The sequence below is a fragment of the Paenibacillus sp. M2 genome (assembly GCF_046713495.1).
Classification (GTDB): Bacteria; Bacillota; Bacilli; order Paenibacillales; family Paenibacillaceae; genus Paenibacillus; species Paenibacillus amylolyticus_B.
On the sequence record NZ_CP169648.1, the window covers coordinates 4,547,635 to 4,562,985 of the forward strand.

Below are 15,351 nucleotides of genomic sequence, written 5' to 3' on the forward strand. Positions count from 1 at the left end.
GGCACAAAAAAGTTGCGGTTCTCACCGCATATAAAAAGCGTTCAGCGCCATAACTGGCCTTCCCGCCAAATTCCCCTATGTAATGGCAATTTCCCCAACGTTTCTACATTAACAGTATTTATTGTACAACGGTCTGCATCATCCTGGCAAATCCATTGGTATTCACAAAACCCGACCTGTCATTCATATGCGGTCATTTTCACGTTCATGACTTCATTTTGAGCCTTTTTGGTAAGCCTTGCTTATATAGACGGACAACATACCGAAAAGGTTACAAAAATGTGATATTTATTTGATCTAAGGTATCCTAACAGATTAAGGAGGGAGATGTAAATAGAGGATGTAAGTTTAAGTGTAATTTTTAACATATCAATACCTTTCCCATAACTTTTTAAGACAAAAAAAAGACCGCTTACATAAGCGGCCATTGCTCACGTGGAGCAATACAGTTATTGGATAGGAGTGGAGAGAAACCATACTGTACCCTTATTATATGTATACGTTTTCATTTTGTCAACACTTTCAGTAAAATTGTTTGAATTAATTATATCTTTCGGTAATTCAGGATAATACATCCTTTTTTTCTGTGACTGAAAATCAAATAAGAACTCCTATATAACCTTACAAAAAAGAGGGCTTTCGCCCTCTTTCTCGTCTTATATCCACACTTGATAGCCTAAGGAATCCAATAACGTCTTGGCTCGTTCCATATCTTCTTCCTGACGGAAAGACAGACGCATAATGCCTGGCACATCCACCCGGTTTTCGATAATCTCCAAGTTGCTCAAGTTGATATCATTTGCTCCAAGCTCAGTTGCGATCTTACCGATCATACCCGGTGCATCCTGAACATCAGTATACAGATCAAATAACGGCGATATCATGCCTTTGCGTCGTTCTGGTAATATACTGCGGAACTCGCGGGCCTGACGGAATGCCTCCTCTATACCTTCACCGTTCTTATGCTCCAGCATATCCGTAAAGGCCGTCATCTGGCTATTCCAGTCCTTAAGCAAGCCCAGCAGTACATCACGGTTGCTAAGCAAGATATCTCTCCACACAATCGCATCACTGGACGCAATCCGGGTGATATCCCGGAAACCACCTGCAGCCAGCATTTTATACAGTGGATTCGACTCATTATATTCACGCACCTGATTCACCAGCGCAACAGCAATAACATGTGGCAGATGACTAATCGCCCCCACGATGTCATCGTGCAGCAGAGGCTCCACACGCACGATCTGTGCCCGCGTATACGCAAGCAACTCAGACAACCTGCTATAGGCTTCCTCAGGTACATGTTCTGAAGGAGTCAAGACATAGTATGCATTCTCAAATAACACGGCTGAGGCCGCATCTACGCCTGCGCGCTCCGACCCCGCCATAGGGTGACCACCAATGAAGTAAGCGTCAGTCAACCTCACATGCTCGGCACAAGCGGCAATGGAAGCTTTAGTGCTTCCTACGTCCGTGATGATACATCCTTTTTTCAATGGCAGCTTGGAGAGCTTTTCGAAATAGGATTCAAGCAAACCTACGGGAACGCACAAAAAAATAAAGTCGGCATCCTCTACCGCTTCTTCCAGAGAGAGCGTAGCATCATCCACTACACCGCTCGCTATGTACTTGTCCTTCAGTTCATCCAAGTGGGCGTAGCCCATCACGGTTACACCTGGCTTGCCTTTGAAGCAGAGCGCCAGTGAACCGCCGATGAGTCCTACACCAATCATTGCAATTTTTAGTTTCATGGGTCCTCACTCTTTCATCGCCAGTATTAAGGGCGTGTTACCGCCTTCTCAGCCAGCGTGTTCTCCAGTGCCGTGACAAATGCACGGTTCTGTTCTGATGTTCCGACGGACACACGAATGTAAGTTGGATATACGTGGAATCCTGAGCGAACGATAATGCCTTGTTTGAGCAAAGATTGGAACGCAATTGCCGAAGGCATATTCAGATCAACCATAATGAAATTACCCTGTGAAGGGAAATACGACAATCCGAGCCGTGTAAATTCATTTTGCAGGTAATCCCGATCCGTTGCATTCCGCTTCGAGCACTCTTGAACAAAATCCTGATCCAGTAGTGCAGCGGTTGCAGCAACCTGTCCAAAACGTGAGGTGTTAAACGGTTCACGTACACGGTTAATCAAATCAATAATTTCGGGACGTGCAATACCATATCCGATCCGAAGCGAAGCCAAACCGTAAATTTTGGAGAATGTCCGCAGGATGACCAAGTTCGGATACCGTTCGATCAATGGTATACTTTGCGGGTATGCTTCATCGGTTACGAATTCATAATAAGCTTCGTCCAGTATGACCATCACATGAGCAGGCACACGGTCCATAAAGGCTGTAAGTTCCTGCTCGGAGATAATCGTACCTGTTGGATTATTTGGATTACACACCCATACTGCTTTGGTTTTGTCGTTAATTTGCGCGAGCATCGCGCTCAGATCATGCGTGCCATCTTTCAGAGGTACTTCGATGGACACGGCACCCTCAATATCTGCATTGCTTTTATATACAGAAAATGTCTGATTTGCCATGATGGTCTCGTCACCCGGCAAGAAGAAAGCTCTCGTGATCAAAGCAATAATCTCATCGGAACCACAACCAAATATTAAGTTGTTCCGTTCAACGCCAAGATGCTTCGCAAGAACTCCCGTCAGCTCAACTGAGCTACCGTCTGGGTATATGCTTATATTAGTCATTTCTTTCGTAATGGCTTCCAGGGCGGCAGGAGAACTGCCGTACGGGTTTTCGTTGGAGGCCAGCTTGATGACTTGTTCAAGCCCCAGTTCACGTTTCACTTCTTCAATCGGTTTGCCCGGCTGGTACACAGGCAGATTGACAATCTGGGATTTCGGTTTCAACCCGACCGCCTCCTGTTATTGAAATAATGTTAGACACGAATCAGCGTGCACCTTACGTGTCCAAAAGATGTCCTTTCAGGACATCTCTATCCCTTTAATTGTGCCACAAAGTTGCGAATTTGCAACAGTCCCGCTGCACGCGTATCCGGATTTTCAAGCAGAGGAATCGCATCTTCCACTTGACGAACAATGGCACTACCTACAACAACGCCATCGCAGATGCGGGAGAAATGTGCCACCTGCTCATGACTGGAGATACCAAAACCTACCGCTACAGGGAGGTCTGTCAGACTTTTCACCGTCTCAATGAAGCTTTCAACGCCATCAAAGAAAGAAGCTCTCTCTCCGGTTACGCCAAGAGAAGATACACAATAGATAAAGCCACTCGCTCCCGTTACAATCCGCTCAATCCGGGCATTAGATGTTGGTGCAACAAGCGGCACCAGATGCACACCAGCACGATTTGCGCGCTCTCGCATCTCTTCCGCTTCCTCAATCGGCAGGTCCGGAATGATCATGCCACTAATATCGTGTTTGACCAATTCATCAAAGAATACATCCAGTCCTGTCTGCAATACCGGATTATAATAGGTGAACAGTACAAACGGCAGTTTCACACCTGCCTTACGAGCCTTTGCAGCGGTTTCCATAACAGTACGAATGGTAATCTGGCTTTTCAGCGCACGTTCGGAAGCACGCTGAATGACTGGGCCATCCGCAAGCGGATCGGAATAGGGAACACCCAATTCCAAAATATCCGCTCCTGCCTGTTCAAGCTCCTTGATGATATCAATCGTTGTGTCCACATCCGGGTCTCCCACGGTTAAGAATGGAATAAGTGCCGTACGCTTCTGTTCCTTCAATTGCTGGAAGGTCTGGTCCATCAGATTCATCCCAAGTCACCTCCCGTGTATTTCATGATGGATTCAACATCCTTGTCTCCACGTCCCGACAGACAAATGACTACAATATCATCTGCTGTTAGTTCAGGCGCCAGTTTGACAACTTGGGCTACCGCATGTGCAGACTCCAGAGCAGGAATGATTCCCTCCGTCCGACATAGGAGTTGCAGGGCATCCAGTGCTTCCTGATCCGTGATCGGTACATATTTTGCCCGTTCAATATCCTTGAGATAGGAATGCTCCGGACCAACACCCGGATAATCAAGTCCGGCCGAGATGGAATGCGCTGGCTGAACCTGTCCATACTCATCCTGCAACAGGTAACTCATAGATCCCTGGAATACACCATGCGTACCTTTGGTCATCGTCGCCGCATGATACTCGGTTTCGACCCCTTTGCCTGCGGCTTCAACACCAACAAGTTTCACATCCTCGTCACCGATAAATGGATAGAACATACCGATCGCATTACTTCCGCCACCGACAGCGGCTACAATCACATCCGGCAAACGTCCTTCGATCTCCTGAATCTGACGACGGGTCTCATCACCAATCACACGCTGGAAATTCCGCACCATCATCGGATATGGATGAGGACCAACCACTGATCCGAGCACATAGAACGTATCCTCCACATTGCTGACCCAGTAACGAAGTGCTTCATTACCAGCATCCTTCAGTGTTCGTGTTCCGGACGTCACCGGAATCACTTCTGCTCCGAGCAGTTTCATCCGAAATACGTTTAACTGCTGACGCTCTGTATCTTCTTCGCCCATAAATACTTTGCATTCCAGTCCAAGCAATGCGGCTACGGTTGCCGTTGCAACGCCATGTTGACCTGCACCTGTTTCGGCAATAACTTTCTTTTTGCCCATCCGTTTGGCTAACAAACCTTGTCCAATGGCGTTATTAATTTTGTGCGCGCCTGTATGATTGAGATCTTCACGTTTCAGATAAATTTTCGGTCCGCCCAATCGGCGTGACAATTGCTCTGCATGATACAATGGTGTTTCACGTCCAGAATACTCGCTTAGCAGATAGTTCAGTTCCTTGTTGAATTCCTCATCTTCAGAGAAGTGGCTATATGCCTCCTCCAACTCTATGAGTGCGTTCATTAGTGTCTCAGGTACAAAGCGGCCTCCGAAGTGACCGAAACGCCCGTGTTGATCCGGCAATTGATGTGTCATGCCTGCTTCACCCTTTCTACGAATGCTGTAATTTTGGCAATATCCTTCACACCTTCAGTCTCCACGCCGCTGGATACATCGACGCCGAAAGGTGCATATGTCTGTATTAGTTGTTGTACATTGTCCGGCTGCAAACCTCCTGCAACGAACAGAGCAATTTCGCGACTTTTTGCCCATTCAGCATAGGCAGGGATTCGCTCCCAGGCAAACGTCTTCCCGGAGCCCCCTCCATATAGAGGATCATGGGTATCAAGCAATATCGCATCCACGAATTCATCATAAGTATCAAGAGCCCTTATGGCTGCATCATCAGCTTCCGGACCTGTTTCATCTTTGGGAAAAGAAAAAACCTTGAATATTTCGGCATTCCACCGCTGCTTCACCTGATGGCAGAATTCCGCAGACTCCTGTCCATGCAGTTGAATAACATCCAGGTGAGAAATCTCCATGATGTATTCCAACTCTTCGAGCGTAGGATTCACAAATACACCTGCAAGCTTCGGCCGATCATAGGTAGACCATTCGAACAACACCGTTCTTAATGCAGCAGCCTGCTCAGGTTCGATTCGACGGCGTGATTTGGCAAAAACAACACCAATGTAATCCACAGGCAAGTTTATCATCGATTTTAGCACTTCAACGTCCTGAAGTCCACATATTTTTACGACCGCTGGCAGCGGGTTTCTCCGTTCTGACATACTGTCACCTGTGCCATCGTGTATGGAAGTATTCATCATTTGGGTCCCATCAGATCATATACAGCCGCCTCGACATCATCCTTGCGCATGAGATGCTCACCTACGAGAATACCATGAACACCGGCCTGGATCAGAGGTACTGTTGATTCTGGTCCGTCAATACCACTTTCGCTAATCAAGGTAACGCCACTTGGAATCAATTCCATCAAATCCAGTGTCGTGTTCAGACTGGTTTCGAATGTTTTCAAATTCCGATTGTTGATGCCCACTAGTGTTGCCTGCGGAATCTCCAATACCTGCTCCAATTCTGTTCGATCATGGACTTCAATCAAAGCGTCCAGCCCCAAACTTTTGGCAAACCCCAGATATTGACGAATCTGTTCAGGTGTCAGAATACTGGCAATCAGCAGTATCGCATCCGCACCCAGTAATCTTGCCTCGGCAATCTGTCGTTCATCTATAATAAAATCCTTGCGTAATAGCGGAATATTCACCGCTTGATGGATCGCCTTTAAGTACTCGTTGCTCCCTTGAAAATACGACACATCCGTTAATACGGAGATGCAGTCTGCACCTGCTCGCTCATAAGCAGCAGCAATCTCTACCGGATGAAAATCCGGGCGAATTAACCCTTTGGATGGCGAAGCTTTCTTCACTTCAGCTATAAGGCCGAGTTTGCGATTGCGTCCGCTTGATAGTGCTTGTTCAAACCCCCGGGTTGCGGGGAGTTGTTCGATTTTTTGGATAGCCTCATCCATGTGAAATGTCTTTGCCAATACTTCTACTTCTTTATGTTTGGTTGCAACGATTCGATCAAGATACATGACTGTACGCCTCCGTTGTATGAATTAACTGTTCAAGCTTCCCGGCAGCTTTGCCCGAATCTACCGCTTCTGCGGCAAGTGTCACCCCTTCAGCGATGCTATCTGCAAGACCGGATACATAGATGCACGCTCCGGCGTTCAACAGAACGACATCGCGATAGGCACTCTGCTCACCCTGGAAGATCCTCTTAATAATTTCGGCATTCTGTGCCGCATCTCCTCCAAGTACCGCTTCAAGCGGATGCAGAGACAAGCCCATATCACGTGGATCAATATCATAGGTGTGCACTTCACCATTGCGAAGTTCAGATACCTGAGTCGGTGCCGAGATACTGATTTCATCCAGACCATCATGGCTGGCCACGACCAACGCTCTTTTGAGACCAAGACGATTCAGTACTTCAGCAATCATCGGCGTCCGGGAACGATCATACAGGCCAAGCAATTGACGATCTGCTCCCGCAGGATTGGTTAACGGTCCGAGCATATTGAAAATGGTACGAACACCGAGCTCTTTTCTCGGTCCTGCCGCATGTCGCATGGAAGGGTGATATACCTGGGCAAAACAGAAACAGATTCCGATATCATCCAGACATTGTCTGGCCTGTTCCCCGTTCAGATGGATATTTACACCGAGTGCCTCTAATACATCTGCACTACCCGCTTTGCCTGAAGCTGAACGGTTGCCATGTTTGGCGACCCGAACCGAGACGGCCGAAGCAATAATGGCGGATGCTGTGGAAATATTGAATTTGTGAATACCCGATCCACCTGTTCCACACGTATCCAGCAAGCCGCTACCATCCGTTAGAATTCGTCCGCCCTGACCACGCATGGCTTCAGCAAAACCGGTGATCTCATCCACCGTTTCCCCCTTCATCCGCAGTGCCATCAGCAAACCTCCGATTTGAGCCGGCGTTGCTTCACCTCTCATAATCGAGTACATCAAATCTCTTGCTTCGGCTTGCTCCAGATGGCTGCCCTCTAGAATCTTCGCCAGGCCATTCTTCATGCCTTCCTCACGAGTGATCTCAGCAATGGGGGTTACAGGGTTCTCATTCATTATTGGGTTTATGTTCATCTCCGGTCTCTCCTCTCTCAGTTCTTAGTGGCCGCTGGTGTGACAAAGTAGTCTGCATTGGCCAGTCTCAACGTGCTGTCCTTTTCTTTGGCAGGAAACATTGCTTCTGCTGTTCGAATCGCTTTGAGCAATGCTTTAGCTTTGTTAACCGTTTCCTCATATTCATTCTCAGGCACAGAATCCCATACGATTCCTGCTCCGGCCTGTACATAAGCTTTTCCTTTTTTGAAAATAATCGTACGAATCGTAATACAGGAGTCCATGTTACCCGAGAAACCAAGGTATCCGATTGCTCCTGCATAAGCACCCCGTGCCTCTTTCTCCAGTTCATCGATAATCTCCATTGCTCGCAGCTTCGGTGCACCGGATACGGTACCCGCTGGCAAGCAAGAGAGGAATGCATCGAAGAAATCCTTATCTTCTCTAAGCTCGCCCGTAACGTTGGATACCATGTGCATCACGTGAGAATACCGTTCAATCTCCATGAACATGTCACACTTCACACTGCCAAAGCTGGATACCCGGCCCAGATCGTTACGCCCCAGATCAACCAGCATCAGATGCTCCGCGCGTTCCTTCTCATCCTGGAGCAGATCAGCAGCGAGTGCACGATCTTCCGCTTCGGTTGCCCCCCTTGGACGTGTGCCTGCAATCGGTCGTGTCTCCACACGATTCCCGTCCACCTTGACCAGCGCTTCAGGCGAAGTACCCACGATAATCTCATCATCCATTTTGAGGTAGTACATATAAGGTGATGGATTCAGGGTCCGAAGCACACGATACACGTGAAGCGGAGAAACTTCCGTATCAATGTGGAAACGCTGGGATAATACCACTTGAAAAATATCACCTGCGCGAATGTAATCTTTGGCTTGCTCCACATTACCGATAAACTGCTCTTTCGTGAGGTTCGAGCGGATGTCACCCAGTTCAATGTCTCCCGGAATGGAACGCGGATTCAGGTTCTCCCCTGGTCCTTGCTGCTGCAAACGTTCTGCGGCCTGCTCCAGCTTCTCCGAAGTCACTGCATACGCTTGACGTATCTCGTCATCCGTTGCACCGTCCTTGACGTGTACATTACCAACGAGCAACATCTGCTGCTTCACATGGTCAAACACGATAATCTGGTCACAGAACATAAAACGGATGTCATCCATATTCAGATCATCCAGCGCGTGGGCTGGAAGCTTCTCATAATAGGACAGCAGATCATATCCGAAGAAACCAATTGCCCCACCTGTGAATGGTGGCAGTTCATCATCTTTTGGACTGCGGTACTTACGCAGCAGTGCTTTCAGTTCTTCGATCGGTTTGCCTGGCAATTCACGAGTCTTCCCTGCTTCTTCTACAACAATCCGGCCCTTCTTGGCCGAAATCATCAGGAACGGATCTGTACCGATGAACGAGTATCTCGCCCATTGAATACCACCCTCTACACTTTCCAGCAGGAATGCCCGGTCGTTGTCAGCATAACGGCGGAATATACGAATCGGAGTCTCCATATCTGCCAGAATCCGTTTGACTACCGGAATCAGATTATACTCATTCGACATTTTCAGTACTTGATTAACGTTTGGCGTTATCATCAAATCACGTCCTTTCAGATTTATATAAGTTCAACTAGAGAGGTTTACACTGAACACTCCGATGACAGAACAACCTTCCGATCGCTGTTATCCCCAGATTTTTTTGACTCCCTTTCTAAAGGGAAAATCCGGTGATAGCGTATGCTTCCGATGTAGCTTTCTTTCAGAAAGCTTTTAGGCGAACGCTCCGCTTCAACAGGTTATTTCTGTCCTCTCCGTTTGTGTAAAAAGTTTAGTTGAACCTATAAGGGTAGAAGAAAAGGTTATATGTACAAAAAAACCTCTACCATCAGGTAGAGGTTTGGTTATAAGCTGTATTCAACAGGGTGATGCTTCATAAATAACAAGTCGCTATACTTCGCCGTCGGATTATTCACAGGTCGCTGAATTAATGCATCTCACATCATCCAATTCGGGAAAATATATCAGTTATAACACTTCAACTACTCATTCCAATATTTCGTAAAATATAGGAAAGTGCATTGATTGTGTTTATACCAAAATATATCAAAATAAAGATGTCCAATGACACGTATATTTTCCCTGTTCCTGTTACCTATTCCGTAGCACGACGTACCGTGAATCAGTTGACCGGTTTCTGTTGCCCCGGTTACCACCCACTGGACTCTGCTATATACTCCACTAGCTCAGCTGCTCTCAGCTCAATCTCTACTCTACTCAACTGGTTCTCACTATACATCATTATGATCGGTTTGACAACCCACTACTTAAGAGCCAGAAGGTGTTGCCAAATCCGGACGTAATGCCTGTGCACCGTTCAGATACACATGGTTGATTTCATTCTGAGCTTTGTTTGTATTGACATGCACCATGAAACGAATGCACTGCGCCAAGGCACCTTTAACAGGAACCTCCAGTGCACACATTAGTGGTACGAGTTCCCAGCCATCCAGTTGGCGAATAGCTTTTGCCGGGAATGCAGCATCCAGATCCCCAGTTAACGTAATCCACACACTGCAGATATCTTCCGGTTGGATCTCATTGCGATCCACGATCTCCTGCAACAATACAGCCGTTTCCTTCAAAATCTGTTCTTCGTTGTTCTGCGTGACCGTTGTAGCCCCGCGAATTCCCCGTGTGACCATTGCTGTCATTCTCCCTTCCTGAGCATTTCAATGACGTCCCGAACTGCCGACACAGGTACGTCCTTCACAATTCTTGCAGCCCCAATCCGATCAGGAATGATAAACACCATATGACCTTCACGGAACTTTTTGTCATGCATCATCGCTTCCATTAGTGCATCCGTGTCGAGATGTGCAGGCATCGTTGTTGGAAGGCGAAGTGAACGCAACATGCGGACCGTATCTTCATAGAGCCCTGCTGGCGCACCAAGCTTCTCACCAAGCAATGCTGATCCAGCCATACCGATCGAGATCGCTTCTCCGTGCAGGAATTCTCCATAACCGGCAATCGCTTCAATGGCATGACCAATCGTATGTCCCAGGTTCAACAACGCACGTTCACCATTTTCCCGTTCGTCTCTGGATACAATCTCTGCCTTAATGCCACATCCACGCTCCAAGCCGTATCCAAGTGCTTCCGGATTAAGCGCAAGCAGTTCTTCCGCATGTTCCTCACACCAATGTGCAAAAGCCTCATCACGGATCAGTCCGTGCTTCAACATCTCTGACAACCCCGCCGATACATCTCGCGGCGGCAAGGATTGAAGTGTGTCCACATCATAGAGTACAAGCTCGGGCTGGTGAAATGCACCGATCATATTTTTGGCCAGCGGATGATTGACAGCCACCTTGCCGCCTACACTGCTGTCATGCGCCAAAATCGTTGTAGGTACTTGAACAAACTTGATTCCACGCATATATGTAGCGGCAACAAAGCCAGCCAGATCACCTACGACACCACCACCTAAGGCCAGAATCGCAGAACTCCGATCCAGTTTGCCTTCGATCGCAACGGTCATCATATCCTGAAACACCGAAAGGGATTTCGATGTTTCACCAGCGGGCACAACCGCCGATACGACTGTATAACCAGCCGTACGCAGCGTTTGCTCCAAACCTGACAAGTATTTGGGAGCCACATTTTCATCTGTAATGATCAGTAGCGGACTTTTTTTGGTCAAGCCATATTGCTCAAAATATTGAGGGGCTTGTGCCAATAGGCCGCTACCAATCAGAATCGGATATGAGCGTTCCTCCAACTGTACCGTCAGCTGACGCATATTAGTAATTCTCCAGTTGAACGTTATAATTAGCAACATTGGCACGGATCTCTTCCATGGAATCCCCGCCGAATTTCTCCAGGAATGCTTTGGCAATTTCCCACGCTACAACATGCTCCATAACCACACTCGCTGCTGGTACAGCACAAGCATCCGAGCGCTCAACCTGAGCCGTAAATGCTTCTTTTGTATCAATATCGACACTTTGCAGTGGCTTATACAACGTTGGAATCGGCTTCATCACACCACGTACAACGACTGGCATACCGTTTGTCATACCACCTTCGAATCCACCCAGACGGTTGGTTGCCCGGTGGTAGCCGCGCTCGTCCGTATGCATGATTTCATCATGCACCTGTGATCCCCGAATGACTCCAGCTTCGAATCCGATACCAATCTCTACACCTTTGAATGCATTAATGGACATTACGCCTTGAGCGATTCGTGCATCCAGCTTGCGATCGTATTGAACATAACTACCAAGACCAATAGGTACACCTTCAACGATACATTCCACTATTCCTCCGATGGAATCGCCTTCTTGTTTAATCTGGTCGATGTAGGCTTCCATCTTCTTCTCTGTCTCAGCATCCGTAACACGTACAGAGGAAGCTTCTGTCACTGCGATCAGTTCATCAATCGGAAGGTCCTGATATGGAGCTTCGATCTCTCCAATACGAAGTACACGTCCAGCTACCTTGATTCCGAATTCTGCCAGGAATTGACGTGCAATGGCACCACATGCCACACGTACCGTTGTCTCACGTGCACTGGAGCGCTCCAGTACGTTACGCAAGTCTTTGAGATTATACTTGAGTCCACCGTTCAGATCAGCGTGTCCTGGACGCGGACGATGAACGCGACGTTTTTCTTCGTCACTGCCTTCAATCGGCTCAATATTCATAATATTCTGCCAATGTTTCCAGTCGTTATTTTGAACAACCAGCGCTACCGGAGCACCTGTTGTATATCCGTGACGGATACCACCAACGAAATTCGCCTGATCCTTCTCGATCTGCATCCGGCGTCCACGGCCATATCCCTTTTGGCGGCGGTGAAGCTGGAAATTCAGTTCTTCAAAATCAATCGTCAAATTACTTGGCAATCCTTCAATAATAGCGGTCAATTGGGGTCCGTGCGTCTCCCCTGCGGTTAAATAGCGTAAACTCATAATACGTTCCCCCTTTAAACTGTTAAACTTCACATTGCTAAAATCCCATAATTTCTTTGCTTATTATAGTATAGCTGACCGGCTTTGACAAGAAAGTCGGCTCTTTCTTGTACTTGGTATACAAATAACCGCCTGAACACATGTACATGTGCTTCAGACGGCTAAACAACCATTATCATTATTTTTTCCGATAGAAGAATGTCTCTGCTGTCTCCAGACCATATTGTCCCGGGGAGAAGATCTGCTCCGTACTACCCACAAACAAAATACCGCCTGGACGCAAACTTGCTGCAAATTTGTGATACAACAGATTTTTGGCTTCCTCGGTAAAATAGATCATGACATTTCGGCACACAATCAGATCGTACCCATCGTCAAAACGGTCCACCAGCAAATTTTGTTTCATGAACTTGATCGAATTTTTGAGGTGCTCATCAATACGGTATACCAAGCCATCCTGCTTGAAGTAACGGTTCGCCGTTTCCTTTGGCACATCCTTAAGTGAGCGTTCCATATAACGCCCTTCCTTGGCTTTGGCCAATGCACCTTCATCCAGATCACTTGCCGTAATGGAACTGTCCTTCAAAATGCCCATCGTGTCCAGAATCATGGCGAGTGTATAAGGTTCTTCACCTGTTGAACAGGCTGCACTCCAAACTTTAGCACGACGCTTGGACCCCAGCAGCTCAGGCAGAATTTCGTCCCGCAGCACTTCCCAACGATTGGGATTACGCCAGAATTCCGACACGTTAATCGTCATACGATCAAGGAACTCGTAGAACAATGATTTATCTTTCTGCATAGCTTCAAAAAAGTTAGAAAATGTATGAAACCCGTTTTTGTTGCGAAGTGTGGTCAGCCTTCTTTTCATCTGGCCTTCCTTGTATTGAGCAAGATCAATGCCTGTGCTCTCTTTGATTTTACGAATGAATCCGGTGTAATCCGGGTCTAGTAGTTGTTCTTGCTCCAGCATCGTGTATCACCCTTTTGGCTAATAATTACAACCAGGCTGCGATGCTCTTGTCGTATACCACCAGTTCATCTGAAGCAAAGAAATTTGCTGCTTCACGGGAAGCACTTTCCGGTGAATCTGCCCCATGAATCAGATTATGTGGTGTGTGGCTGGCGAAGTCTCCACGAATGGTACCCGGAGCTGCTTCCTTCACATTGGTTTTTCCGATGACGATGCGTGCAAGCGCCACAATATCGTCGCCTTCCCACACCATGGCAAATACAGGCCCAGATGTGATAAAACGAACCAAATCATCGAAAAACGGTTTACCCTCATGTTCAGCATAATGGCGTTTTGCCTGATCCTCAGACATCTGCACCAATTTGCCTGCCACCAACTTAAATCCTTTGTCTTCCAGACGGCTAATAATTCGACCGATCAATCCACGCTGCACACCATCCGGCTTCACCATCAAAAATGTACGATCCATCAGCTCACTCCTCACTCACGGTTCAAAGTTAATCACTATGTAAACGCAATCCCTCTGATTGTAACATACATGTCCAAATCCTCCCAATGAGGAATCTCACAGTTCTGTTCATCTTTGGGTATGAGTAATCCGAGAGTTGAAGGTCATACATTGTTTAATGCGTACGTTTAACCACAAAATGAGCGATATCACGCAAGTTTTTGGTCGTCTTGATGTTAGGTAGCTGATCGAGAGCATCGAGCGCTTTCTTCATATATCGGTCAGCAAGGGCTTCTGCTTTAGCAATTCCTTGACTTTGGCGAATCATTCCAATTGCATCCGATGCACTTGCCCGTCCTTCTTCATGCTGGACACGGGAAATCTCCTTAAGCAAAGGTTCCCGCAGATCGGATTCTTCTAGGGCATAAAGTACAGGAAGAGTGATATTTCCTTGCTTCATGTCACTGCCAGGTGGCTTGCCGAGTTGTTTCTCAGTACCTACCAGATCAAGTACATCATCTTGAATCTGGAAAGCCATCCCCACATTGTATCCGTACGTATACAGCAGGGAAGAAACATGCTCAGGCGCACGTGTAGTCAATGCCCCTAACTGACAGCTAACGGCAATCAGAAGTGCTGTTTTACGGCGAATCCGCAGCAGATAGTTACGAACACTTTGTCCCGTATTGAAAAAATCGCGAATTTGCTCCATCTCACCAATGGACATCTGTACCATAGCTTTGGCAAGGATACGATGAATAGCTGGATCGGATAATCCGGCAGTCATTTCAAGTGCCTTACCGTAGATATAGTCTCCTGTGTACATGGCAATCCGATTATCCCATTTCGACTTCACCGTGGGTTTGCCACGGCGTGTCTCCGCATTATCAATGACATCATCGTGAACGAGGGATGCCGAATGAATGAGTTCCAGCGGAACCGCAACCAGCTTCAGACGTTCAATGTCGTATGTACCAAATTTCCCACCAAGTAACACAAAAACAGGCCGTAACCGTTTTCCTCCTGCTTTGAGCAAATGAAGTGACGTTTCACTCAGCAGCTTCTGTTCTCCTCGAACACTGCGATACAACTCTTTCTCAATGTAATCCATGTCCTTTTTTAACAACCCGAAAATATCCAATAGTTTCATTCGTTCACCCGTATCAGCGTATTGTCAGTCCATAAATTCATGCTTACCTTCCCCTCCAGCAAGTCGGGCCTGCAGGCATTACGAAAAACCCGGCTTACCGTTCTTGCTTGTGTTGTTCTATAAGGTAATCTAACGTGTTTTTCTTCTCCGAATGTCATAGCCGACACCCGAAAATTAAACTCTGCGACTTGTTCTGAAACAAAATACAGAAGTTGCCGGAGCATGGGTCAAGACTGTGGTTCATGAA

At 47.1% G+C, this 15,351-nt stretch carries 14 protein-coding genes; all 14 read right to left on the reverse strand.

From position 1 onward, the window contains the following. Nucleotides 1–656: 656 nt before the first annotated feature. The gene (locus ACETMN_RS20610) at nucleotides 657–1,751 is read right to left on the reverse strand and encodes a prephenate dehydrogenase (RefSeq protein WP_074095636.1); all 1,095 of its coding nucleotides are present in this window, start codon (nucleotides 1,749–1,751) and stop codon (nucleotides 657–659) included. 26 nt (nucleotides 1,752–1,777) lie between these two features. Continuing rightward, the gene (gene hisC, locus ACETMN_RS20615) at nucleotides 1,778–2,878 is read right to left on the reverse strand and encodes a histidinol-phosphate transaminase (RefSeq protein WP_411735052.1); all 1,101 of its coding nucleotides are present in this window, start codon (nucleotides 2,876–2,878) and stop codon (nucleotides 1,778–1,780) included. A gap of 86 nt (nucleotides 2,879–2,964) precedes the next feature. Continuing rightward, a complete protein-coding gene (gene trpA, locus ACETMN_RS20620) occupies nucleotides 2,965–3,771 on the reverse strand; it encodes a tryptophan synthase subunit alpha (RefSeq protein ID WP_105599403.1) in 807 nt (268 codons plus the stop codon). Then, entirely contained in the window at nucleotides 3,768–4,967 is a 1,200-nt protein-coding gene (gene trpB, locus ACETMN_RS20625; RefSeq protein ID WP_091018026.1) for a tryptophan synthase subunit beta, read from the reverse strand. Before trpB ends, trpA begins: the two co-directional genes overlap by 4 nt. Further along, nucleotides 4,964–5,665, reverse strand: a complete 702-nt coding sequence (locus ACETMN_RS20630) for a phosphoribosylanthranilate isomerase (RefSeq protein ID WP_411736429.1) — start codon at nucleotides 5,663–5,665, stop codon at nucleotides 4,964–4,966. The genes trpB and ACETMN_RS20630 overlap by 4 nt, the downstream gene beginning before the upstream one ends. A gap of 35 nt (nucleotides 5,666–5,700) precedes the next feature. Continuing rightward, nucleotides 5,701–6,489, reverse strand: a complete 789-nt coding sequence (gene trpC / locus ACETMN_RS20635) for an indole-3-glycerol phosphate synthase TrpC (protein ID WP_124116213.1) — start codon at nucleotides 6,487–6,489, stop codon at nucleotides 5,701–5,703. Next, nucleotides 6,479–7,519, reverse strand: coding sequence for an anthranilate phosphoribosyltransferase (gene trpD / locus ACETMN_RS20640; protein ID WP_091034830.1), 1,041 nt, complete (start codon nucleotides 7,517–7,519; stop codon nucleotides 6,479–6,481). The genes trpC and trpD overlap by 11 nt, the downstream gene beginning before the upstream one ends. 68 nt (nucleotides 7,520–7,587) lie before the next feature. Beyond that, a complete protein-coding gene (gene trpE, locus ACETMN_RS20645; protein ID WP_411735053.1) occupies nucleotides 7,588–9,156 on the reverse strand; it encodes an anthranilate synthase component I in 1,569 nt (522 codons plus the stop codon). Nucleotides 9,157–9,884: 728 nt separating this feature from the next. Beyond that, entirely contained in the window at nucleotides 9,885–10,262 is a 378-nt protein-coding gene (gene aroH, locus ACETMN_RS20650) for a chorismate mutase (protein WP_036607677.1), read from the reverse strand. A 5-nt stretch (nucleotides 10,263–10,267) separates the two neighbouring features. Further along, the gene (gene aroB, locus ACETMN_RS20655; protein ID WP_091018031.1) at nucleotides 10,268–11,362 is read right to left on the reverse strand and encodes a 3-dehydroquinate synthase; all 1,095 of its coding nucleotides are present in this window, start codon (nucleotides 11,360–11,362) and stop codon (nucleotides 10,268–10,270) included. 1 nt (nucleotide 11,363) lies between these two features. Next, nucleotides 11,364–12,533, reverse strand: a complete 1,170-nt coding sequence (aroC, locus tag ACETMN_RS20660; RefSeq protein ID WP_091018033.1) for a chorismate synthase — start codon at nucleotides 12,531–12,533, stop codon at nucleotides 11,364–11,366. A 178-nt stretch (nucleotides 12,534–12,711) separates the two neighbouring features. Continuing rightward, a complete protein-coding gene (locus tag ACETMN_RS20665) occupies nucleotides 12,712–13,506 on the reverse strand; it encodes a CheR family methyltransferase (RefSeq protein WP_091018035.1) in 795 nt (264 codons plus the stop codon). Between the two features lie 25 nt (nucleotides 13,507–13,531). Beyond that, a complete protein-coding gene (ndk, locus tag ACETMN_RS20670; protein WP_017687704.1) occupies nucleotides 13,532–13,975 on the reverse strand; it encodes a nucleoside-diphosphate kinase in 444 nt (147 codons plus the stop codon). Nucleotides 13,976–14,129: 154 nt separating this feature from the next. Further along, nucleotides 14,130–15,104 (reverse strand): polyprenyl synthetase family protein, encoded by a 975-nt coding sequence (locus tag ACETMN_RS20675; protein ID WP_091018036.1) that lies wholly within the window; start codon nucleotides 15,102–15,104, stop codon nucleotides 14,130–14,132. Nucleotides 15,105–15,351: the final 247 nt, after the last annotated feature.

Excerpts from the sequence above, each read along its gene's own strand:
- ACETMN_RS20610 (WP_074095636.1), bottom strand. The coding sequence starts at position 1,751 with ATGAAACTAAAAATTGCAATGATTGGTGTAGGACTCATCGGCGGTTCA.
- trpA (WP_105599403.1), bottom strand. The coding sequence starts at position 3,771 with ATGAATCTGATGGACCAGACCTTCCAGCAATTGAAGGAACAGAAGCGT.
- trpB (WP_091018026.1), bottom strand. The coding sequence starts at position 4,967 with ATGACACATCAATTGCCGGATCAACACGGGCGTTTCGGTCACTTCGGA.
- ACETMN_RS20630 (WP_411736429.1), bottom strand. The coding sequence starts at position 5,665 with ATGTCAGAACGGAGAAACCCGCTGCCAGCGGTCGTAAAAATATGTGGA.
- trpC (WP_124116213.1), bottom strand. The coding sequence starts at position 6,489 with ATGTATCTTGATCGAATCGTTGCAACCAAACATAAAGAAGTAGAAGTA.
- trpE (WP_411735053.1), bottom strand. The coding sequence starts at position 9,156 with ATGATAACGCCAAACGTTAATCAAGTACTGAAAATGTCGAATGAGTAT.
- aroH (WP_036607677.1), bottom strand. The coding sequence starts at position 10,262 with ATGGTCACACGGGGAATTCGCGGGGCTACAACGGTCACGCAGAACAAC.
- aroB (WP_091018031.1), bottom strand. The coding sequence starts at position 11,362 with ATGCGTCAGCTGACGGTACAGTTGGAGGAACGCTCATATCCGATTCTG.
- aroC (WP_091018033.1), bottom strand. The coding sequence starts at position 12,533 with ATGAGTTTACGCTATTTAACCGCAGGGGAGACGCACGGACCCCAATTG.
- ACETMN_RS20665 (WP_091018035.1), bottom strand. The coding sequence starts at position 13,506 with ATGCTGGAGCAAGAACAACTACTAGACCCGGATTACACCGGATTCATT.
- ndk (WP_017687704.1), bottom strand. The coding sequence starts at position 13,975 with ATGGATCGTACATTTTTGATGGTGAAGCCGGATGGTGTGCAGCGTGGA.
- ACETMN_RS20675 (WP_091018036.1), bottom strand. The coding sequence starts at position 15,104 with ATGAAACTATTGGATATTTTCGGGTTGTTAAAAAAGGACATGGATTAC.